At 43.0% G+C, this 21,629-nt stretch carries 20 protein-coding genes; 13 read left to right on the top strand and 7 right to left on the bottom strand.

The window, feature by feature from the left end; genetic code table 11:
• The first annotated feature begins 255 nt into the window (after window positions 1–255).
• Window positions 256–1,281: a DNA topoisomerase IB gene (locus M8998_RS02945; protein WP_249990503.1), complete on the top strand. Its 1,026-nt coding sequence runs from the start codon at window positions 256–258 to the stop codon at window positions 1,279–1,281.
• On the opposite strand, the gene metA is transcribed toward M8998_RS02945, so the two are convergent.
• From metA to M8998_RS02925, 4 genes are all read right to left on the bottom strand, one after another.
• The gene (gene metA, locus M8998_RS02940) at window positions 1,256–2,218 is read right to left on the bottom strand and encodes a homoserine O-acetyltransferase MetA (RefSeq protein WP_249990502.1); all 963 of its coding nucleotides are present in this window, start codon (window positions 2,216–2,218) and stop codon (window positions 1,256–1,258) included. The genes M8998_RS02945 and metA overlap by 26 nt on opposite strands.
• A 66-nt stretch (window positions 2,219–2,284) precedes the next feature.
• Window positions 2,285–3,340 (bottom strand): threonine aldolase family protein, encoded by a 1,056-nt coding sequence (locus M8998_RS02935; RefSeq protein ID WP_249990500.1) that lies wholly within the window; start codon window positions 3,338–3,340, stop codon window positions 2,285–2,287.
• A 57-nt stretch (window positions 3,341–3,397) separates the two neighbouring features.
• Window positions 3,398–4,672 (bottom strand): NADP-dependent isocitrate dehydrogenase, encoded by a 1,275-nt coding sequence (icd, locus tag M8998_RS02930; RefSeq protein WP_249990499.1) that lies wholly within the window; start codon window positions 4,670–4,672, stop codon window positions 3,398–3,400.
• Between the two features lie 73 nt (window positions 4,673–4,745).
• The gene (locus tag M8998_RS02925; RefSeq protein WP_249990498.1) at window positions 4,746–5,963 is read right to left on the bottom strand and encodes an ABC transporter permease; all 1,218 of its coding nucleotides are present in this window, start codon (window positions 5,961–5,963) and stop codon (window positions 4,746–4,748) included.
• Between the two features lie 92 nt (window positions 5,964–6,055).
• On the opposite strand from M8998_RS02925, the gene fmt reads away from it, so the two are divergent.
• The 11 genes from fmt to M8998_RS02870 all read left to right on the top strand — a co-directional run bounded on the left by fmt (window position 6,056) and on the right by M8998_RS02870 (window position 17,724).
• Complete coding sequence (fmt, locus tag M8998_RS02920; RefSeq protein WP_249990497.1) at window positions 6,056–6,970, top strand: methionyl-tRNA formyltransferase; 915 nt, start codon at window positions 6,056–6,058, stop codon at window positions 6,968–6,970.
• A 71-nt stretch (window positions 6,971–7,041) separates the two neighbouring features.
• Complete coding sequence (locus M8998_RS02915; protein WP_249990496.1) at window positions 7,042–7,701, top strand: YceH family protein; 660 nt, start codon at window positions 7,042–7,044, stop codon at window positions 7,699–7,701.
• A 26-nt stretch (window positions 7,702–7,727) separates the two neighbouring features.
• The gene (locus tag M8998_RS02910; protein WP_249990495.1) at window positions 7,728–8,744 is read left to right on the top strand and encodes a YCF48-related protein; all 1,017 of its coding nucleotides are present in this window, start codon (window positions 7,728–7,730) and stop codon (window positions 8,742–8,744) included.
• A gap of 28 nt (window positions 8,745–8,772) precedes the next feature.
• The gene (lpxB, locus tag M8998_RS02905) at window positions 8,773–9,891 is read left to right on the top strand and encodes a lipid-A-disaccharide synthase (protein ID WP_249990494.1); all 1,119 of its coding nucleotides are present in this window, start codon (window positions 8,773–8,775) and stop codon (window positions 9,889–9,891) included.
• A 262-nt stretch (window positions 9,892–10,153) separates the two neighbouring features.
• On the top strand, window positions 10,154–10,834 hold the full coding sequence (locus tag M8998_RS02900; RefSeq protein ID WP_249990493.1) for a hypothetical protein: 681 nt from the start codon (window positions 10,154–10,156) through the stop codon (window positions 10,832–10,834).
• A 52-nt stretch (window positions 10,835–10,886) separates the two neighbouring features.
• Complete coding sequence (locus tag M8998_RS02895; RefSeq protein WP_249990492.1) at window positions 10,887–11,450, top strand: NADPH-dependent FMN reductase; 564 nt, start codon at window positions 10,887–10,889, stop codon at window positions 11,448–11,450.
• Window positions 11,447–11,824, top strand: coding sequence for a hypothetical protein (locus tag M8998_RS02890; protein WP_249990491.1), 378 nt, complete (start codon window positions 11,447–11,449; stop codon window positions 11,822–11,824). The genes M8998_RS02895 and M8998_RS02890 overlap by 4 nt, the downstream gene beginning before the upstream one ends.
• 17 nt (window positions 11,825–11,841) lie before the next feature.
• Window positions 11,842–12,501 (top strand): TatD family hydrolase, encoded by a 660-nt coding sequence (locus tag M8998_RS02885; protein WP_249990490.1) that lies wholly within the window; start codon window positions 11,842–11,844, stop codon window positions 12,499–12,501.
• A gap of 14 nt (window positions 12,502–12,515) precedes the next feature.
• The gene (locus M8998_RS02880) at window positions 12,516–13,238 is read left to right on the top strand and encodes a tRNA threonylcarbamoyladenosine dehydratase (protein ID WP_249990489.1); all 723 of its coding nucleotides are present in this window, start codon (window positions 12,516–12,518) and stop codon (window positions 13,236–13,238) included.
• 97 nt (window positions 13,239–13,335) lie between these two features.
• Window positions 13,336–17,034: an ATP-binding protein gene (locus tag M8998_RS02875; protein ID WP_249990488.1), complete on the top strand. Its 3,699-nt coding sequence runs from the start codon at window positions 13,336–13,338 to the stop codon at window positions 17,032–17,034.
• Window positions 17,035–17,124: 90 nt separating this feature from the next.
• Complete coding sequence (locus M8998_RS02870; RefSeq protein ID WP_249990487.1) at window positions 17,125–17,724, top strand: hypothetical protein; 600 nt, start codon at window positions 17,125–17,127, stop codon at window positions 17,722–17,724.
• Window positions 17,725–18,021: 297 nt separating this feature from the next.
• On the opposite strand, the gene M8998_RS02865 is transcribed toward M8998_RS02870, so the two are convergent.
• Both M8998_RS02865 and M8998_RS02860 read right to left on the bottom strand, forming a co-directional pair.
• Window positions 18,022–19,191, bottom strand: coding sequence for a lycopene cyclase family protein (locus tag M8998_RS02865; RefSeq protein ID WP_249990486.1), 1,170 nt, complete (start codon window positions 19,189–19,191; stop codon window positions 18,022–18,024).
• Between the two features lie 72 nt (window positions 19,192–19,263).
• Window positions 19,264–19,755, bottom strand: a complete 492-nt coding sequence (locus M8998_RS02860; protein ID WP_249990485.1) for a hypothetical protein — start codon at window positions 19,753–19,755, stop codon at window positions 19,264–19,266.
• Between the two features lie 101 nt (window positions 19,756–19,856).
• On the opposite strand from M8998_RS02860, the gene M8998_RS02855 reads away from it, so the two are divergent.
• Window positions 19,857–20,738, top strand: coding sequence for a YitT family protein (locus M8998_RS02855; protein ID WP_249990484.1), 882 nt, complete (start codon window positions 19,857–19,859; stop codon window positions 20,736–20,738).
• Here the strand turns inward: M8998_RS02855 and M8998_RS02850 are convergent.
• A complete protein-coding gene (locus M8998_RS02850; protein WP_249990483.1) occupies window positions 20,735–21,604 on the bottom strand; it encodes a DUF808 domain-containing protein in 870 nt (289 codons plus the stop codon). The genes M8998_RS02855 and M8998_RS02850 overlap by 4 nt on opposite strands.
• Between the last annotated feature and the right edge of the window lie 25 nt (window positions 21,605–21,629).

The raw sequence follows: 21,629 nt of genomic DNA, 5'->3' as shown, positions 1-21,629 counted from the left end.
CAACTATATTATTACCAACCCTAACCTGGGTTATAAACCGTACAAAATGGCATTTGTTTGCCCGAATATAGTATAATAATAAACTTTTATTTTACTGTTTAAATGTTGCTTATTCAATCTAGAGACATTTAGAGGTGTTTTTTAATATCAAATACACGCTAAGGAAACAAAGGCCTGATTTGTCTGTTGGTAATCAAGTAAATGAAATAGTTAAAAGCAGTTTCAGAATTTACATTTAGTAGAGAAGACATATAGATGGAAAACACCGATCAAGCTATTAAAAGCGCATTAAAATATATAGATTGTAAATGCAAAGGATATAAACGGGTTAAGGTCGGTAAATCTTACCGTTACAAAAATTTACGTGGCGCCGTTATTACCAACGAGCGCACGTTGAAACGTATTCAAGCACTCATCATTCCTCCTGCCTGGAAGCGGGTTTGGATTTGTCCGGACCCGAAGGGACATATCCAATGTTTCGGATACGATATCCGAGATCGGAAGCAATACATTTATCACAAAGAATGGGCACAAAATCAAAACGATAGCAAATTCCAGAAAGTGCTTGAATTAGGTCCCTACTTACCTTCATTGCAACGACGCATCAATAAAGATTTGAAATTAGCAGAATGGACAAAGGAGAAGGTTTCTGCTTTGGCACTCGCTGTCATCAAGCGCACGCTGATGCGAGTGGGTAATGCCCGTTATACTAAAGCCAACAAGTCATATGGATTGACCACGTTGAAGAAATCACATATTACACTTTCCAAGGAAGGTGTAACCATAGACTACGTTGGAAAGAAAGGTGTTCCGCAACTACACGTGGTGACAGACAAAAAGCTGTATAGCTTTGTCGAATCTTTGTCGGAGATACCGGGAAAAAATTTGTTTCAATACCTGGATCCATCGGCGCCAAAAGGAATCAGGAAATTGCGTGGACGCGATGTGAATGCCTATTTGAAAGGCAAGGATCGGGATAACAAACTCTCTGTGAAGAGTTTTCGGATCTGGGGAGCGACAATTATGGCTGTTCGCGAGATGGCAGCAGTGCAGGCCGAATATGATCTAAATAATAGTCAGAAGATGCTGAATGCTATCATCGATCAGGTAGCAGCCGAGTTAGGCAATACCCGTACAGTAGCTAAGAAATATTATGTACACCCTTTGATACAAGAGTTATTTCTGGATGGTACATTTTACAAAAAAGCGAAGTTAAAGGTTACTGCACGACGACTCACCATACCGCAGGCAGAAACTATCGCTCAGCGATTGTTACGGTAGGCTCGTTCAACGCTCCTAAATGCTGCACATTATGTAAGTCGTATGGAGTTTCCTGATAAACGAAATAGTTCAACCAATTGTTAAACAATAGATTGGCATGTCCGCTCCAACGTACAACTGGTGGATTTCGTTCATCATCGTTTCGATAATAGTTTGTGGGCAATTGTATGTCGTTGCCTCGCTCCAAATCTCTTAGGTACTCCTCGTGTAGCGTCCAAGGTGAATATTCTGAATGCCCTGTTAAATAGAATTCCCTACCTCCCCGCGAGCATACGACGGCTACACCCGCCTCGTCAGACTCGGACAAGATGGAAATCTCTGGGTTGTTTAACAACTCTTCTTTAGCGATGGTGGTGTGCCGACTATGCGGAATATAAAACTCATCGTCAAACCCCCGAAACAAAGGACTACGGTTTTCTGTCGTGCTGTGTTTGAATACGCCAAAAAGCTTTCGGTCTAATGGAACTTTCTCCACACCGTAAAAATGATGTAAAGCTGCCTGCGCAGCCCAACAAATGTACAAAGTAGAGGTAACGTGCGTTTTAGCCCAGTCAAAAATCACCTTCATTTCACTCCAATAACTCACTTCTTCGAAAGGCAACATTTCTACTGGCGCCCCAGTAATGATCATACCATCGTAGAAATTGTCTGTAACCTGGCCAAAACCTTTGTAAAATAATTCCAAATGTTCTTCAGACGTGTTTTTAGGGGTATGTGTATCGAGCCTTAAAAACTCGACCTCCACCTGCAAAGGATTATTAGAGAGCAACCGGACAAAATCGGTCTCTGTCGTGATTTTCAGCGGCATTAGGTTAAGGATCAAGACGCGCAGCGGCCTGATATCTTGCGTGCTGGCACGTAAATCACTCATTACAAAGATGTTCTCTTCCTTGAGAAGCTCGATGGCTGGTAGATTATTTGGTATCTTTACTGGCATATCCCGTTCTTTCCCTAGCGTATTGAAGTAGCAAAAATAGCAAGAATACCCAAGAATTAAAAAGTATTACGAAAGGTTTACTGGTACACCCTCGGGTGCGAAGAGACGTATATCTTGAATCAACTCGTCCACGACATCTTCCGGAGTGGCCCAGGATGTAATCAGGCGCACAGCGGCTTCTTTCTCATCCACCTTTTGCCAAATATAAAACTGATACTTTTCCGTCAATTTCTGGATCAAAGCCATCGGTAAGATCGGAAATAGCTGGTTAGACTGCGGTAGTGATAAGAAGTGGTATCCTTCCTTTTTGATGGCCTGCGCAATCTTAGCCGCCATCAAGTTGGCATGTTGAGCCAGCTTGAGATACAGTTCTCCTTCAAAAAGACAGAGAAATTGCACGCCTAAAAGGCGACCTTTAGCTAGCAAAGCTCCTTTTTGTTTCATGATATAGTCGAATTCCGCTCCCACTCCGCTATGATTAAATATGATGGCCTCTCCTAACAAGCCACCATTCTTAGTAGCTCCCATATAAAATACATCCGTAAATCGACTCACATCTTCCAGCAACAAATCACTTCCTGGAGCCATTAAGGCGTGTCCTAGTCTTGCACCATCTAGAAAAAGCAACAGACTATTTGCTTTGCACTGCGCATAGAGATCCTGCAATTCGGTTTTAGAATATACGGTACCCATCTCGGTAGTATTGGAAATGTAAACTAGCCTAGGTTTTACCACATGGGGTTTCAGGTTATACGATTCCAGTACTTTTTCAATGTCAGCGGCTTTCAATTTACCATCTGTTGTAGCGATGCCGATTACCTTATGACCAACCGCTTCAATAGCGCCAGCTTCATTCGTATAGATATGACCTGATGTAGCACTGATCACTGCTTCGTGCGGGCGCAATAAAGAGGAGATAACCAACAGGTTGGCTTGCGTACCACCGGAAACAAAATGAATAGTAGCCCATTTGTTTCCCAGCTTTTCCTTCAGTAATTCCTTCGCCCGCAAACCATACTCATCTTCTCCATATCCTGACTGCTGCACCAGGTTGGTCTCTATCAAACGGTTTAATATAGATGGGTGTGCACCCTCTGCGTAATCATTTTTAAAATTATACATATCGTGGCAAGCCGTATACTGTGGCGCTCAAAATTGCAAAAAAAGGGTTGGAATATCTTATTTGGTGCGATTAAAGTTTGAAATGATTTGATCGGCGAAAGCGCTTGTCTTCAATAAGGTGGCATTATCCATTTGATTGTAGAAATCAATAGTTACGGTTTTCTCCTCGATCGTTTTGGCCAATGCCTGTGTAATAATCGAAGCCACTTCGTGCCAGCCCAAGTACTCAAACAGCATCACACCGCTCAGGATCACGGATGATGGATTCATCGTATCCGTATTGGCAAAGCGTGGTGCTGTACCGTGTGTAGCTTCGAAAATAGCATGTCCGGTTTGGTAATTAATATTAGCACCCGGTGCAATTCCGATTCCGCCAACGATGGCAGCCAGTGCGTCAGATACATAATCTCCATTTAAATTGAGCGTAGCAATCACAGAATAGTCTCGAGGTGCAAGTAGGATTTGTTGTAGAAAATTATCTGCAATGACATCCTTAATAATCAATTTACCTCCCTCTTCAGCGATTTGCTGTTCCTTATTTGCTTCCTCCTGCCCTTTTTCCGCCTTTGTTTTCTCCCACTGTCCCCAAGTATAGACCTGCTCGCCAAACTCTTGCTCGGCCACTTCATAAGCCCAGTTTTTGAAAGCTCCCTCGGTATATTTCATAATGTTCCCTTTGTGAACAATAGCAACGGAGGATCTTTTTTGTGCTAAGGCATAGTTTATCGCAGCGCGTACTAATCGTTTCGTACCTTCTTCAGATACTACTTTGATCCCCAACCCAGTGTTCGGACGAAAATCATAATCCAGCTTCAGATCTTGATCAAGAAATTGTTGAAGCCGAACGCTTTCTTCGGAATCCGCGGCATATTCTATTCCTACATAAATATCTTCTGTATTTTCTCGAAAGATCATCATATCTACATACTCCGGATGCTTCACCGGAGAAGGCGTGCCCGGGTACCATTTCGTAGGTCGAAGACATACGTACAAATCCAATGCTTTTCTTAACGCCACATTCAGCGAACGTATACCACCACCTACCGGCGTAGTTAAGGGGCCTTTTATGCCAACAAGGTATTCTCTAAACGCGTCGATTGTATTGTCTGGAAGCCAGCTTCCCGTTTCATTAAAGGCTTTCTCACCCGCCAAAACTTCTTTCCAAGCTACCTTTTTTTCATCACCATATGCCTGAGATACCGCGGCATCGAAAACGCGTACTGCTGCATGCCAAATATCCGGTCCAATACCGTCACCAATGATAAAAGGGATAATGGGGTGTTGAGGAACTTGTAGTGATCCATCCGCTCCTAAAGAAATTTTTTCGGCCATGATGTAAATATTTTAGCGTTGTTTGTGGATAAGGCAACCAAAACAATACCAAAAAACACCAGATGGAAACATCTTACTTAAACTGGATGGTTTTTATAGGTGAGATGCGACTGATTAGCATGGATGGAATAATCAATACGATCAGCACAATGCCTACTAATGCCACATTGAGTGATACAATCTCGTACCAGCTTATTTGGACAGGAACAAAGGAAACGTAATAGATACTGGGATCTAATTTAAAAAATTGTGTACTCTTTTGAAAGAAATAAAGGGCGATGGCCAATATATTACCGATCAGCAAGCCATAACCAATGAGATACAATGAGTTATATAAAAACACTTTACGAAGTTGCGTATTACGCATTCCCAGTGCCTTTAGAATACCGATCATGCTAGATCGCTCCAAAATATTGATCAGCAAAGCGGATATTAAGTTAATCAGCGCTACGATGACCATCAATACAAAGATGACGCTATCATTCATATCCAATAACTCTAGCCAGTTGAATACATCGGGCATTTGCTCTACCACATTGGTGGTTACCATCTGTATCGGCAGATTATCTTCTACAACCTGCGAAGTCATCGCCAGTTGCGTAAAATCTTTAATACGAATCTCATAGCCGCCTACATCTTTTGCTGCCATATCATTGATACGCCGAATGAGGTCAAGCGAGCCAATGATATACATCTTATCTAGCTCTTCAGAATGTGTGGTATAAATTCCCTTGACCTCCAGCTTTCGTTTACGTACAGGATGCTGCACAAAATACATAATAAAGCTATCGCCAACTTTCAGATGCAAACGATTGGCCGTTTGTTGAGACACCAAAATTTGATTATTGGCATTTTCCGCGGCAAAATTAACCGTATCTCCTTCCACCAGCATGCGCGATAGGAAGTCTTGCCGGTAGTTGGCATCAATACCTTTGATCAATACACCCTCTACTTCACTGTTCACATGAATAATACCGGCTTTTGTGGCAAACGGGTAGACACCTTCTACATTGGGAAGCTGTCGTAGGGAATCGATTTTTGAGCTGGAAAGAGAGATGGGAGTGTTCTCGTAGGAGGTAGAAACATCGTTCTTAACGATCATAATATCTCCGAAAAACCCCCGCTGCTTATCGGTAATCTCCTGCTTGAATCCTTTGAGGATGGCCACCGCCATAATAATGGCGAGTATGGCCAGGCTCAGCGCGCCAATCGTAACCCGAATAATCATCTTCGAGAACGTTCTTTGACCGAAAAGCGTGATCCGTCTGGCTAAAAAATAGGAGAAATTCAAGCTGAAATTTTATTTTGTAACTTCGCAAAGTTAATAAAAAATGTCATCCCTGAATTGACGGGAAACAAACTACAAAAACATTTATACATACGATGCGAATTATATTTATGGGAACACCGGATTTCGCGGTGGCCTCCCTTGATGCACTTTTACAAGCGGGCGAAAAGGTGGTGGCCGTTGTAACTACTCCAGACAAACCCGCAGGTCGCGGTCAGAAAATGCACGAATCGGCCGTAAAACAATATGCCGTAACACATCATATCCCGGTGCTGCAACCCGAGAAACTGCGCGATCCTCCGTTTCTGGAAAACCTTAAATCGTATCAAGCAGACCTACAAATCGTCGTCGCATTTCGCATGTTGCCAGAAGCAGTATGGAATATGCCGGCACACGGCACTGTTAATGTACATGCTTCGCTCCTTCCAAATTATCGTGGTGCCGCCCCAATCAACCATGCGTTGATCAATGGAGAAAAGGTTTCGGGCGTGACAACATTCTTATTACAGCACGAAATTGATACGGGAAACGTCTTGTTGCAGCAGGAAGTTGCTATCAAAGAAACAGATAATGCAGGAGATCTACATGATCACTTAATGCAAGCTGGCGCTAGATTACTGTTAGATACCGTAGCCGCTTTGAGGGATGGCACGCTAAAACCAATTCCGCAAGATGATATGGCAGGGAAAAATTGGAAACATGCGCCAAAAATATTTAAGGAAGATTGTGTGATCGATTGGAACAAACCGGGCAGAGAGGTCTACAATCTTATCCGCGGACTGAGTCCCTATCCTACCGCATTTACTACACTACAAGGCAAGGTGCTAAAAATATATGAAACAGCACTACTGGAAGAAAAACCTAATAGTGCGCCCGGAGAGTACGAAACAGATCATAAAACGTATCTGCGTTTCGCCTGTGCCGACAGCTATCTTGATCTAAAATTGATACAGATTGAGGGCAAGAAACGCATGACCATAGCAGATTTTTTACGAGGCTATCGCTTCTAATAACACTACAATCCAAGCAAAAATATATGTAACTTACCACATCGTATAAAAGCCCTACAAAAGCAATATAGATGGAAGAACATAAGCCGCTACCCCTATTAAATTCTGAAGAAGCACGTGTAATAGGCGTGTTATTGGAGAAAGCAAAGACGACTCCAGAGTATTATCCGCTCACGTTGAATGGGCTACAGACCGCCTGTAATCAAAAGACTTCTCGACGACCCGTTGTTCAATACGAAGAAAACACTATAATCGTCGCGCTGGATAGCTTACGAAAGCTTGGCTTAGTGTCGACTGTAGTTGGTGGCGGTAGCCGTTCTGTGAAGTACAAACACAATTTGGCCATACAATACCCGCTATTGCCACAAGAATTAGCCATTATATGTCTGTTATTACTTCGCGGCCCGCTAACCGCCGGAGAAATAAATAGTAACGCCGGACGTCTGTATGATTTTGAATCGATTGACGAGGTTTCTCAATTGTTGAGCAAGTTGGAAAGCCATGAGCCATCCTTTGTTAAAATTGCTCCAAAACGCACTGGACAAAAGGAGATTAGATACATCCAACTACTAACAGAGTTTAACGAGGAGGAGTATGAATCAGATCAGCCTTCCACGAGAGCTGGTTCTAGCGAACAGATAACCGCATTGACTGATCGAGTGGCCAACCTGGAACAACAGTTGGAACAGTTACAAACCGCTTTCGACAAGCTGATGAGCGAACTTACCTAGTTAAATGACCAATATGCACTAAGCTTATGAAACTATCCTTATCATTTTTTACAGGTATCTTATGCCTCCTATCTCTAGCAACCTTCGGACAAAGCATTAGTCCACTAACCAAACATCCTGAAAGTGGGTTTCGTGGACTAGACACACACGGTGAACGCGTCGTATGGGTCAGCGGTACACGTGGTACGGTGGGCAGATCTACCGATCAGGGTAAAACATGGGAATGGGTGGGTCCTAAAGAATATTCCGATACAGATTTCAGAGATATTGCCGTTTTTAGTAAGAACGAGGCAGTTATCGTGAGTGCGGGTTCTCCTGCGGTGATTTTACGCACGGTGGATGGCGGAAAATCCTGGGAGCAAGTATACCATAATGATGATCCGGAGATCTTCCTGAATGGTATGGACTTTCAGGGTAATCGTGGCTTTGCCATAGGCGATCCAATCGACGGTTTCTTTCAATTGTTGCAGACGACTGATCGGGGAAAAACCTGGACGGATGTTTCGGGCAGCTTGTTGCTATTTGCGGAGCCTGGCGAGGTTGGTTTTGCGGCGAGTGGTTCTGGATTACAATTACAAGGCGACAATCTTTGGATTGGCAGCGGTGGCTCCTTTGCTGCCGTATTTCGCAGAAACGAAAAGAAGATGTTGATGTACAAAATGCTGACACCCATTATCAGTGGAGCAGCAAGTCAAGGTATATTTTCCCTTAGTTTTTGGAATGACCAGATTGGTGTGGTCGTTGGAGGAGATTATATGAATGATCAGCATAATGAGCATAATGTATACCTTACCTATGATGGGGGCGATAACTGGATAAAGCCAATACAGCCTGTGGGTGGGTATCGATCTGCCGTGAAATACATCACCAAACAAAGATTGGTGGCAACGGGCACTTCGGGTACGGATATTTCTGAAGATGGAGGACAGCATTGGAACACCATTTCGACCGACAGTTTCAACGTAGTTGGAAAATCCAAATCTGGAAAAAGAGTTTATCTGGCAGGTAGTAACGGGCAAATCAGCGTACTTCTTTGGAGGTAGGCCATTAGTACAAGCGTAAAAAGTAAGCATGAAATATTATATCATAGCGGGTGAAGCTTCTGGAGATCTACATGGAGCGAACCTGATAAAAGCATTAAAAGAGCAGGATCAAGAAGCCGAATTTCACATCGTAGGTGGATCTTTAATGGAGGCGGAATCTGGCCAAAAAGCCTTGATTCATACTTCGCAAATGGCATTTATGGGGTTTGTAGAGGTGGTCATGAACCTTTCTTCCATTGCACGCAACCTGCGAATAGTGAAAGAAGATCTATTACGGGCTCGCCCAGACACCGTAATCTTGATTGATTTCCCAGGATTCAATTTGAAAATTGCGGAATTTGCCAAGAAGCATGGAATCACCACAAGCTATTACATTTCTCCAAAAATATGGGCTTGGAATCAGAAGCGAGTCTATAAAATCAAAAAGGTCGTAGATCATATGTTTTGTATTCTTCCTTTCGAAGTGGATTTCTACAAGGAATACCATTACAAGGTAGATTATGTAGGTAATCCGCTATTGGATGCCATTAGCAAACATGAGATCAACGCTAATTTCGTCGCCGACCATGGGCTTTCTCCAAAAGAAGATATCATTGCCTTGCTACCCGGCAGCCGGAAGATGGAGATCGAACGCATTCTGCCAGAAATGGCGGAGTTATACCACAAATTCCCTTCCCATCAGGTCGTAATTGCTGGAGCTCCAAACTTTGACGAAGCGTATTACCGTAGTATTATTGGGGACTTGCCCATAAAGGTAGTTTTCGACCAAACCTACGATTTATTGAAGCATTCGGTAGCCGCGGTAGTTACGAGCGGTACAGCTACCTTAGAAACGGCAATCCTACGCGTACCGCAAGTGGTCGTGTATAAAGCCAACCCCATCAGCATCGCCATTGCTCGAAAATTGATCAAAGTGAGATTTATCTCTTTAGTCAACTTGATCAACGACTACCTTTCTGTTCATGAGTTGATTCAGGGCGATTGTACAGCCAGTAATATCAGCGATGAGATTGGGGAATTAATAACCAATGCCGCGCATCGCGCCAGTGTATTGGAAAACTACGATGTACTTCGCAGCAAATTGGGCGATCCCGGTGCTTCGGCAAGAACCGCTAGCAAGATCATTGCTTACCTTCGCGATGCGTAATAAGTTTTGATGGAAACTTCGTCTTTACGAAGCCGAGGCACGATGGTACGGCAATTTTCAACGGATACAATTACGCAACTACAATAGATTACTTCGTCGTGCCTTCTCGTAATGACGGAAAGCGGACTTATTTGCGAAGCCGAGGAACGACGGTACGGCAATCTAGGGTATTAACTTTCTCAACTATATAAGCTCTCTCAACAGATTATTAAACCTATTAGCATAGCATAGGGTCTAAAGTAAGTATTAATGACAAATGCTTATGAAACGCTTACTAAGTTTACCACTCGCGCTCTGCCTATTGATGATGATAGGCTTATCGTACAGCACGACTATATTTGCTCAGGAGAAAAGTGAAGAGCATCGTATACAGGAACATATCGGAAAGCTGGTCTTATCAAAAAAGAAGAAAAAAGTATTTCAGAATAAAGGACGTGATTCTACCATTACGGTGCGTATCGACACTTTGATCATGAAAGACCGCGCTTCTTTGCAGTTTTATGGGTTGAAAGACGTGAAATTGGAGATTGGTTATGCAGAGATTGGCAAAGACGTGGTATTTTCTGGTATAGGAAATAAGAATAATGCCTCCAATTTTGATATTAGTGTAAATCTAGCCAAATTTCAATCCATGTATGTCATTGCTAGAGGCATTGATGCGATGAATGGTACACGCACAAACCCTAACGGAGATGGTGGAAATGTTACTTTTCACTACGCTACCAGCGGTCTAACACCACAACAAGAGGATCGTAAAGCAAAACAGTATTTAACAATAGATGTGAGCCCAGGGGGTCGGCGAGTGAATCCGCCTACAGACATTGCTTTGGTAATGAGCCGTATTGGCATGGGCGGTCCACGTTTAGGAGGCATTCCACAAGGTCAGGTATATTCCGGATCTCCGGGTCGGGAAGGAAAAGTGGTCGTAGAAGCTGCTCCGTAGCAGAAAGCTTGTTTATGGTTGTGCTTTACCGAAGATTATAGTACTTTTAACCATGAAAGTTTTAGCATTTGCGGCCTCGAACAGTTCGAAATCTATCAACCAAAAATTGGTGACCAGCGTGTCCAAATATTATAAAGAAGATGAGGTTGAGCTCTTGCATATTCATGATTTCGAGATGCCGATTTACTCGGCAGATCGGGAAAAGGAAAGTGGTATTCCGTCACATGCCATTGATTTTGCCGCTCACATAGATGCGGCAGACTTAATTATCATCTCTTTTGCAGAACACAATGGCAATTATACAGCCGGTTACAAGAATTTAATTGACTGGGTGAGCCGAATTAAGGGGCGTAAGCCTTTTCAAAATGCCCACCTTTTCCTACTTTCTACTAGTCAGGGCGCGCGCGGTGCGCAAGGCGTATTAAGCATTGCAGCATCTCGGATGCCTTTTGATGGTGGCACGGTACTGGATAGCTTATCTTTACCGGAGTTTTCTGCAAACTTTGAAGACGGTAAAGGAATTACTAACGTGCTGTATCGAAGTCAATTGGAAGCCAAAGTGAGGAAGACGAAACGAGAAATGAAAAAAATATTGGACAGTAAAGAGATATCATGAAAGTGAAGTCACGTAAAATAGTTTGGTTTGTAGGTGCGCTAGCACTATTATTGGCCTATTTCATATGGGATAGTTATACACAGCCTTCTATCGCTGATGTACCCGGCGACTTTGAGGAAGTGGCCTTTGTTCGCAATGAGCAAAATAAGGGTGCCATTGTTAGAATCTATGCCATCACCGTAGGTGATCCGAATAGTGCGTTGTATGAGGAATGCGCTGATCTATTCCCCACCAACGATTATGGCAGTGTGACCAAAATCTATTTCTTTGATAAGGGCGGCCCCTATCCTACCGAATTGACGTTGGATGAACCTCATTTCGATGTATCAAAATATGGCGCCCTTCGTATTGTAAAACGCTACGGCTCAAAATAGGACACTAAACCTATGTCATGCAGAATAGGTCTTCTTTTATTGATATTCATACGCATCAAGACACGGTAGAAAGTGGTTCTTCGACCTTCCATCTACGCAATGTGATTATCGCAAGAGACAAAATGAATACTCATCCTTGTTCGGCGGGCATCCATCCTTGGTATATACAAGAGGATGGCAAAGCGCAGTTAAATATGCTACGCGAGATGCTCGGTACGTATACCAATATATTAGCTATTGGAGAATGCGGTTTAGATAAAGTGACGGCAACTCCATGGCAAACGCAAGAAGCAATTTTCTCCGCGCAATTGACATTAGCTGGCGAGTTTAATAAACCAATCATTATACATTGCGTTCGGGCTTATCAAGAGGTCATACGTTTAATAAAACACGTGCAGAATACAAAGCCTGTTATCATGCACGGTTTTAACAAGAGTGTTGGATTAGCAAGGCAGCTATTAGATCAGCACTTTTATCTTTCTTTGGGCGACAGCATCCTAAGAGGTCATCAAGATCAATTGATAGCAGATATACCACTGGATCGTCTATTCTTTGAAACAGACAGCTCAACCACTCCAATCTCAGAAATTTATATGTATTTTTGCCGCGTTCGAAACTTGAGGCTGAATGAACTGCAGGCACAGATCTGGTCGAATTTTGAAGAGGTATTTAATTAGTATTTTAAAGTATAATGAAAGATGTATCTTGGCTTTCTCGTACGGAAGCTTTGATTGGCGGCGACGCCATTAAGACACTAACCAATGCGCATGTGATGGTACTTGGATTAGGCGGTGTAGGATCTTTTGCGGCAGAATTTGTGTGCCGTAGTGGCGTAGGTAAAATGACGATTATAGACGGTGATACGGTCGATCCTTCTAACAGAAACAGGCAACTTCCTGCGCTAGCGACTAATCATGGTGTTTCTAAAGCGGAGATTATGCGCGAGCGCCTTCTGTCTATCAATCCAGAGCTTGAGCTCCAGGTGTTTGAAGAATTTGTGGTGCCCGAACGTATTCCTTCTTTTATAGATTTAAAGCCGGATTATATTATTGAGGCTATCGACAGCATCACGCCTAAGTTATTTTTAATCCGATCGGCTCACGCGGCCAATATTCCATTCATTAGCTCCATGGGTGCTGGTGGTAAGGTAGACCCTACACAAATCCGCATTGGTGATATTAGCGATACGTACAACTGCAAGCTGGCAAGACATATTCGCAAGAAACTACGTAAACACGATATTCAATTAGGTGTAAAAGTGGCTTTTTCTGTCGAACCGCCAGAAAAAGCTTCTTTATTGTACACCGATGGAAGCAATTATAAGAAATCAGCTTACGGTACAATGTCGTATTTACCAGCTGCCTTTGGTGGCGCCATTGCTTCTGCTGCTATACGCGATCTGATCAGCAAATAATACAAATTTTGTGCTTCTGGTAAATTGGAAGTAAATGTGTATTTTTAACCTTCCTCGGCTAGCATACTATCGGTAGGATATACCACAGATTTACCACATGAACACAATTGAATCGAAAGATATTCCTCAATTCCTCTCTGGAGGTGGCGAGATGGGTACGCTTATCCGAAGTATGGATTGGTCGAAGACCGCCCTTGGCCCGATAGAAGATTGGCCTCAAAGTTTGCGCACATCAGTGAGTTTATGTCTATCGTCTACTTTTCCAATTCTAATCGCTTGGGGTCCGGAGAAAATACAGATCTACAATGATAGTTATCGTCCAATTTGTGGGGATAAGCACCCCACATCAATGGGACAAAATTTTAGAATCTGCTGGGAGACCGCTTTGGAAGTCGTGGGTGATGCATTCAGTCGTGGAGAACTGGGGGAAGGCACATACATCAATGATCAGCGCATGTTTCTGGATCGCCATGGCTATCTGGAAGAAGCTTTCATGACTTTTTCGTTTGCGCCAATACGCGATGAATCTGGTGGTGTAGGTGGAATTTTCCATCCTATTACAGAAACTACCGTAAAAATGCTAAGTGCCCGACGTACCAAAGTACTACGCGATTTGGGTGCCGCATTAGGCGAAGCCAAAAGCATTCAAGATATTGCAGCCGTAACCCGAAATTTACAGCCTGAATGTGAGCTGGACCTCCCCTTTCTGATGCTCTACCAGTTAGATAGTCAGCAAAATTCCGTTAAGCTTATCAGTACCTCGGGCTTACCCAATAACAGTAAACTAACTCCTGAAAGCTTAAATTTGATAGAGGCAACTGGTAGCTGGCCTTTACAACAGTGGAGACATAGCGGAAATATAGAAGAAGTACGCCATCTTACTTCGCTTTTTGAAGAATTCGAATGCCAGCCCTATCCAGAATGTCCGTCCTCCGCCGTTATTTTACCCATTCGCATCAGCGGACAGGACGAAGCATTTTGCTTTCTAATTGCCGGAGTTAGTGCACGACGAGCGCTAGACAGCGATTACCGTAATTTCTATGAACAATTGCTCAACACCTATAATACTGCCTTTTCTAACGTTTACGCCTACGAACAAGAATTAAAACGTGCTGAAGCATTAGCAGAAATAGACCGAGCTAAAACTCAGTTTTTTAGCAATATAAGTCACGAGTTTAGAACCCCGTTAACGTTGATGCTGGGACCGTTGGAAGACATTCTACAGCAAGAAACTCTCCCTGTTGATTTGCAGGCGCCGTTACAAGCTACTCATAGAAATGCCTTGCGTTTACTTAAGCTCGTCAACAACCTGTTGGATTACAGTCGTGTCGAAGCCGGTCGTACGCAGGCAGCCTACCAGAAGGTAGATCTTGGTCAATTGACGGTAGACTTGGCCAGCAGCTTTCGATCTATTATTGAAAAAGCCGGCATGAGCTTGGTAGTAGAAGCCGCTCCCATCGTATCAGAAGTGTATGTAGATCGCCAAATGTGGGAGAAGATCGTACTCAACTTATTGTCAAATGCTTTCAAATTTACTTGGAAAGGAAGTATTAAAATTCGAGTTTATGAATCCGAGGATAATGTATTCCTACAGGTAGCAGACACGGGCACGGGCATCCCTGCCAAAGAACTACCCTATATGTTTGAGCGTTTTCATCGCGTAGAAAATGCCTCTGGACGTACGCACGAAGGTTCTGGCATTGGCCTTTCCTTGGTGCACGAACTGGTGTTGTTACATGGGGGTGAGATTCATGTAGATAGTACCGAAGGCATAGGATCAGTCTTTACAGTCAGCATCCCGTTGGGTAAAGCACATCTACCAGCAGCAAAGGTCTCAGAAGAGGTAGTGAATATCGACACATCTGCTTTGAAGGGAGCCTTTATACAGGAGGCCACGAGTTTATTGCAGCAGGATAATGCCATAGAATTTTTGCCGACCGAATCTGCGATTAATGAAAATCCTGATTTAGGATTTAGCACTACTAACATACGCATTCTGGTTGTCGACGATAATTCGGATATGCGTGCCTATCTCGAACGATTACTTGAGCCTTATTTTCAGGTTGAACTGGCATCAAACGGTGCAATAGCATGGAGCAGCATACAGTCTCGGCAGCCTGATCTGGTATTGAGCGATATGATGATGCCGGTGATGGATGGAAAGGAACTGCTACATCTGATACGCAGCACACCGCTAACAGTACGCCTACCGGTTATTTTTCTTTCTGCACGTGCTGGAGCAGAAGCACGGATAGATGGTCTGGAAGCAGGCGCAGACGACTACCTAGTGAAACCCTTTGCGGCAGCAGAATTACTCACCAAGGTACGGGCACAAATAAAAATATTGGGTGTGCGCAATCAAGCTGAACAACAGTTACGTGCATTGATTACCAATGCACCGGTTGCCATTGCCATTTATCACGGCCCCAATCATATGGTGGAAATAGCCAATGATCGTATGCTGCACTATTGGAATCGCGACGCTCAGGATATTCTAGGAAAGCCGCTTTTCGAAACAATTCCTGCGCTCGTATCGCAAAAATTACTAGCAATACAAGACGAAGTGTACCAAACGGGCGAACGATTTGTATCGTCGGAGTTTCCCATTACACTGATGCGTAATGGACTGGCTGAAACCAATTATTTAAACCTAACGATTGAAGCAATACAAGTGGATCATCGCATTACTGGTGTGATGGCTGTGGCGGCAGATGTCACGACATTGATCAATGCACGGCTAGCTTTAGAAAAGACTTCTGACACATTGCTCTTGTCGATGGAAGCCGCCAATCTCGGTACTTGGCGAACCGACTGGGGCACCAACAACTTATTCTTCTCCGATATAGCATACCATTTGCACGGTATTCCGATCGGAACCGATTTATTATTCGATCAAACCATACCAATTATCCTGGCGGAATATAGGATACAATTTCTTGCAGCAATTCAGGAGGCGGTGGAGAATAAAGGACGCTTTAGTATAGAATATCAAATTCAGCCTGCTAATGGCTCCGCTGCTAAATGGTTACATTCTACTGGTAAGGTGGAACTGAACGAACAAGGAGCAGTAATCGGATTGATCGGAACATTATTGGACATCACCGAATCTAAAGCGGATAGCCAACGCAAGGACGATTTTATCGCAATGGTGAGCCATGAACTCAAAACGCCGCTGACTGCGATGAGTGGTTATGCGCAGATATTGCAACGGAAAGCACAAAATAATTCGGACGACTTTTCGGCGGATAAGCTAGATAAGCTTTTTTCTCAATTGAAGAAGATGAACACCTTGATCAATGGTTTTCTTAATGTTTCCCGATTGGATTCTGGTAAGATCCATCTCCATGCGCAGCATTTCTCCTTGCGTGAGCTTATTGAAGAAACAATCGATATAGCACAGGATGTAACTAGCAGCCATCAAATTACTTACGAAGAAGAACAAGTGGTAATGCTGTCTGCAGATCGTGAGAAAATCAGCTCTGTCGTATATAATCTGGTCGGGAACGCCGTCAAGTATTCTCCACGAGCAGATAAAGTAATCGTACGGAGTAGAGTGGCCGATGGTATGGTGATCGTAAGTGTGCAGGATTTTGGTATGGGGATCAAGACAGCAGATATAGATCATCTGTTTGATCGTTATTATCGCGTGAAGAGTAAAAGCATGGATAACATTGCTGGATTCGGAATAGGATTGTACTTGAGTGCAGAAATTGTGCAGCGGCATTATGGTAGAATATGGATAGAAAGCATTTGGGGAGAGGGATCAACCTTCTATTTCAGCTTACCTATAGCATAACAATAATGCTAACTTTCACTCTATAAAAACATTACCGGGTTCGTTCGGTTTTACTGCTACAGTCTACATTGTACCAAAAAACACCCCGACATGAACGAACACATCCCTAAACAAATTAAGGGCCATCACCTAGATTGTCGTGATTCGGCTGACTTTGCAGGGCTTGATCAAGCAAATGAATTCTATGAGATTGCTAAGAATAGGTTATTATCTATTGAGCAATGGGACGATATTAGTCAATTTCCGGCAGCTACATTTTCCTTGTATCAAGATCATACCAATCTGGCAGAGAAAAATACGTTGACAGAAGGTGCCTATGTCAAGATTAAGGTACCATTGCCTTCAAGATCAAATGAAGAAGGATATGATTGGGTACAGATAGAAGGGATACATGTAAACGAAGACAAGGCCTTTAAGCGAATAGCTATTACGCTACGTCCATCGGAAGATCCTACCCAAAAATCCTCAGAGACAGCGCACTTTTTTACCGCTAATGCGACTTCTACCATCTGCGTAGAGCAGAAAGACAACGTAGTATCCGCAGTGTATGCTGGCCGAAATCAGTCGCCAAATACGGATACGAGCAGCCTATCTGCTGAGATCCGCAATAGGATTGTAACGATTGGAGCCAAGTTAGGTGCCTCTTACCCGCAATGGAAAGCGTTGGTAAATGGACTAGTACGTAAGTAAAATTCCCTAAACTGGGGCACAATACGCTAAGACGTTCCGATTATACCTGTTTAAGTTACCTGGCTGTAAAATTTAGATGTTTGGCATCGCGTTTGGAATAGTCCTAATAGCAGACAATATCATTCACACACCAAAAAATTAAACGCTATGAACACTATCGAGACAAAAGCAGCAAAATTAGGGTTGGACAAAGGATATTACTTATTACTGATGGCAATTCTAGAAGATGAGCAATCGGAGGATATGGGTTTAGCTGAGGCTAGTTAGATTGATCTATCCCCTATATTTTCAAGTGTTTTACCTCTTGAATACCATCAATCGGAGTGTACGCAGCATTCCTAAAATAAACGGCCATTTACGCAAGCTCCACATAATGCGAAGATCATTCGTAAAGTCCGACTGCGCATCCAAAAATTGAAAAACGTGTGATGCACGTGCCTTGTTAAATAAATCAGTGAATAACATATGCCCAGGGTAACCACCTTGGGCTAATACATGCAGCAAAATAGCGTCGTAGAACTGTTCCTTACGACGCGAAGGCAAGGTCACCTGTGGCCATGTTTTACGCTTGAATGCCTCTAAAATTTGGGAGATCGTTCGCTTTACATTAGTATAGGTGTAGCCTGTAGAGCCTCGCGTATCCCCTCCTGCTGATCCTAAGAAAAATACGCGACCATCACGACGTTTAAAATGATAATCCGTCATCGGAATAACCCCATATTCTTCCTCCGTTATTTCGTAGTCCTTAACATGGCATACTTCTCGTAAATATAAAGCTAGCTTTTCGGCATACTCTTCCCGCGAGATTAATGACTTAGAGAAGATAGTATACTCAACAAAAATCTCGTTATCTGACGCAGGTAAACCATAAATAAAAGATGTACCATGTTCTTGAGAGGTGCGGTAATCCATAATCACCGCTTCCTCTGGATCCGAGAAACGATGCTCAGTGCGTATCTTCCATCCCGTAAAATGTTGGAGGAAATACTGGTTATGTGGTTTTAATGTTGGCTCCTCAAAGATAGTCTGAAAGACATATTCAGCAAAGAAAACGCCTTCATCACTTCGAACCTCACAGCTTTTATCATCTTGTAGTATATGCTGTACTTTGCCTTCCACCACAGTAACATTCTCATATTTCTTGATCTCTTTCAGAGCATGTTTTCGATATGCTGAAGCGTCGAAACTATAATAGGAATAATCATCCAATTTCAATGGAATTGAAACTCCATCGTTAGAGACAACCGAAAGCTTATCCCATTTTAAATAGGGAAAATCTGGAATAGGATCAGTAGCCGTAGACCAGAACGAAATACGCTTGTTTGGCGTATTATTCAATGATTCGCCGAGAAGAAGAATGGATTTATTCTCCCATATATTTTGTTTCAATCCATCCAAAAGCAAAGTAAGACCAGCGATGCCAGCTCCTAGAATTGCTATATGATAATTTGTAGATGATTGTTGCATTTTCCTAGAAACGTTGTGTAGGTCTAAAAGTTTGTGCGTAAGTGTGAATTTAATGGTTTACTCACGCGATTATTAACTCTTAAACAGGGTATTGTACATTTTCAGCACCTGTGGATGTTTTAGCTGTGTCTTTCGCTGCTGAATATAGGATTTGTCTCCCTCCATATCTCGGTAATAATTCAGAAAGCGAGGACAGTTACTCTGCACAGAATAGCGCAGTAAACGAATTTCAACATTATTAGGAGATTGCAGAACAGCTGCTTCCAGATTATCTTTGCCTCTTTGAAAAGTTTTCCATTTGCTAATTGGGCTGTTGGTATGGTTTGCCCATATCGTTTGCAGTGCGCCCAAATACGCTTTCTCTGTAGAAGTGATATTACGCTTACTTGTTAAATCCGTAATTAGACTTTTACACAATTCACTATCGGATACTACTTTGGGGAACTTACTCCGAACTTCTTCCAATGTATTGGACCACAACAGTACAGGAAGAAAAAACAAGAAAAATAAAATGTGTCGAATCATGGTGGAGGAAAACACAGCAAATGCTACGCTATCAAACATAAGGAATAGTTTCGAAATAGTGAAAGAAATGATATATTTGATGAGCGCGTAGCGATACGCGGAAAATAATACAACTACACCAAAATTGCTTTAGTCTTTTTATGTCTGCTTCTCCCCAAAAACATGGTTCGCTGTTCACCATTTACGACGTTATATTTCTGATCCTCGGTGTCTTATTTGCGAGCTTTGCGCTTAAAAGTTTTTTGGTTCCCAATCATTTTCTAGATGGTGGTGTAACGGGCATATCCCTGTTATTACACGAGGTATATGGATGGAATCTGGGTATACTTTTAGTGCTACTCAACGTTCCATTTATTGCTTTATCATTTGCCAAAGTAGGTCGCAACTTTGCGATACGTAGTAGCTTGACCATCGTATTGATTGCGCTTACCATGCACTTTGTTTCCTTTCCAGAGCTTACTCATGACAGATTGCTGGTCGCCATGTTCGGCGGTTTCTTTATGGGGATTGGTATTGGACTTTCTATGCGAGGCGGCGGTACATTCGATGGTATGGAGGTATTGGCTTTACTTACCTTCAAACGAAGTAGCTTCACAATTACGGAAATAATTCTAGGAATGAATATGATTATATTCATTGTGGCAGCAGCCTTTATTGGTGTAGAAACAGCTTTATACGCGATCTTAACCTACCTAATCGCGAGCCAAACGACCAAGTACGTGATCGAAGGTATCGAGGCTTATACCGGTGTTACCATTGTTTCTTCGGATAGCGAAGCAGTGAAACGCGCTTTGGTATTATCGCTAAATCGTGGTATTACCGTGTACAAAGGCGAACGAGGATTTATGAAAGAATCTTTTGAGCAAAGCACAGAGGTAGATATTATCTTCACGATCGTAACGCGGTTGGAAGTACGAAAACTACGTAATATCGTGCATGCGATAGATCCAAAAGCATTCATTTTTACGCAGACAGTACGCGAGCCTCAAGGCGGAATCGTGAAGGAGATCGTAAAGCACTAGCTTTTACGAAACAATCCAACGATTTTTTTGCCTCCCAATACGGCGATGAGCGCTACGATCCCTGCAATCAAACCGATCAAGAGCTCTGTTAAAATGCCCGGTAAGTTAGGCAGTATGCCATGAAAGAAATCAATATTGTGGACGAAAATACCACCAGATACCAAGATTAAGGCTACGGTACCGATCACACCGAGCGTTTTGATGACGATGGGTAACGCCTTTACCAAAACTTGACCTAGCTTCGCCCTGAATCCTCTATTTTCTGATTTTTTGATCAAGTGATAGCCCGCATCGTCCATTCGTACGATTAGTGCTACGATACCATATACACCTACTGTGGCCAAAATGGCCACAACAGAAACGGTTACGATCTGTATGGTGGTGCTGCGGTCCAATACGGTACCCAGTGCAATAATGACGATTTCGACAGAAAGTATAAAGTCAGTGGTGATGGCCGAACGCACCTTTGCTTTTTCCATGGCAGCAGCATCCATCTCTGCCTCTGATACCACTTCCTGCCCCGTTTTCTGACGATGAAACAGGAATTCCACGATCTTCTCTACGCCCTCGTATGCCAGGTAAAATCCCCCTAAAACAAGAATGACCTGAATAGCAACTGGAAAAAAGGCATTTAGTAGTAAGGCTACTGGTACAATAATCAGCTTGTTGATGAAAGAGCCTTTGGTAATGGCCCACAATACCGGAATTTCTCGATTAGCCAGAAAGCCCGTGGCCTTCTCGGCATTTACCGCCAGATCATCGCCCAAAATCCCCGCGGTTTTGCGGGTAGCGATCTTACTGGTAACAGCGACATCGTCCATTAAGGCACCGATATCGTCTAATATTGCAAAAAATCCTGAAGCCATGTTCGCCTATATAATTGGGACTAAA

It is taken from the genome of Sphingobacterium sp. lm-10, from assembly GCF_023554555.1.
GTDB lineage: Bacteria > Bacteroidota > Bacteroidia > Sphingobacteriales > Sphingobacteriaceae > Sphingobacterium.
The sequence above is the reverse complement of the archived record's forward strand: the minus strand, read 5'-3'. Positions and strand labels throughout refer to the sequence as shown.

Coding starts and splice junctions, on each gene's coding strand:
- M8998_RS02915 (WP_249990496.1), top strand. CDS start 7,042: ATGGAAGAACATAAGCCGCTACCCCTATTAAATTCTGAAGAAGCACGT.
- M8998_RS02865 (WP_249990486.1), bottom strand. CDS start 19,191: ATGCAACAATCATCTACAAATTATCATATAGCAATTCTAGGAGCTGGC.
- M8998_RS02860 (WP_249990485.1), bottom strand. CDS start 19,755: ATGTTTGATAGCGTAGCATTTGCTGTGTTTTCCTCCACCATGATTCGA.
- M8998_RS02935 (WP_249990500.1), bottom strand. CDS start 3,340: ATGTATAATTTTAAAAATGATTACGCAGAGGGTGCACACCCATCTATA.
- M8998_RS02850 (WP_249990483.1), bottom strand. CDS start 21,604: ATGGCTTCAGGATTTTTTGCAATATTAGACGATATCGGTGCCTTAATG.
- M8998_RS02910 (WP_249990495.1), top strand. CDS start 7,728: ATGAAACTATCCTTATCATTTTTTACAGGTATCTTATGCCTCCTATCT.
- M8998_RS02875 (WP_249990488.1), top strand. CDS start 13,336: ATGAACACAATTGAATCGAAAGATATTCCTCAATTCCTCTCTGGAGGT.
- M8998_RS02855 (WP_249990484.1), top strand. CDS start 19,857: ATGTCTGCTTCTCCCCAAAAACATGGTTCGCTGTTCACCATTTACGAC.
- lpxB (WP_249990494.1), top strand. CDS start 8,773: ATGAAATATTATATCATAGCGGGTGAAGCTTCTGGAGATCTACATGGA.
- M8998_RS02870 (WP_249990487.1), top strand. CDS start 17,125: ATGAACGAACACATCCCTAAACAAATTAAGGGCCATCACCTAGATTGT.
- icd (WP_249990499.1), bottom strand. CDS start 4,672: ATGGCCGAAAAAATTTCTTTAGGAGCGGATGGATCACTACAAGTTCCT.
- M8998_RS02895 (WP_249990492.1), top strand. CDS start 10,887: ATGAAAGTTTTAGCATTTGCGGCCTCGAACAGTTCGAAATCTATCAAC.
- M8998_RS02880 (WP_249990489.1), top strand. CDS start 12,516: ATGAAAGATGTATCTTGGCTTTCTCGTACGGAAGCTTTGATTGGCGGC.
- M8998_RS02945 (WP_249990503.1), top strand. CDS start 256: ATGGAAAACACCGATCAAGCTATTAAAAGCGCATTAAAATATATAGAT.
- M8998_RS02885 (WP_249990490.1), top strand. CDS start 11,842: ATGCAGAATAGGTCTTCTTTTATTGATATTCATACGCATCAAGACACG.
- M8998_RS02890 (WP_249990491.1), top strand. CDS start 11,447: ATGAAAGTGAAGTCACGTAAAATAGTTTGGTTTGTAGGTGCGCTAGCA.
- M8998_RS02900 (WP_249990493.1), top strand. CDS start 10,154: ATGAAACGCTTACTAAGTTTACCACTCGCGCTCTGCCTATTGATGATG.
- metA (WP_249990502.1), bottom strand. CDS start 2,218: ATGCCAGTAAAGATACCAAATAATCTACCAGCCATCGAGCTTCTCAAG.
- fmt (WP_249990497.1), top strand. CDS start 6,056: ATGCGAATTATATTTATGGGAACACCGGATTTCGCGGTGGCCTCCCTT.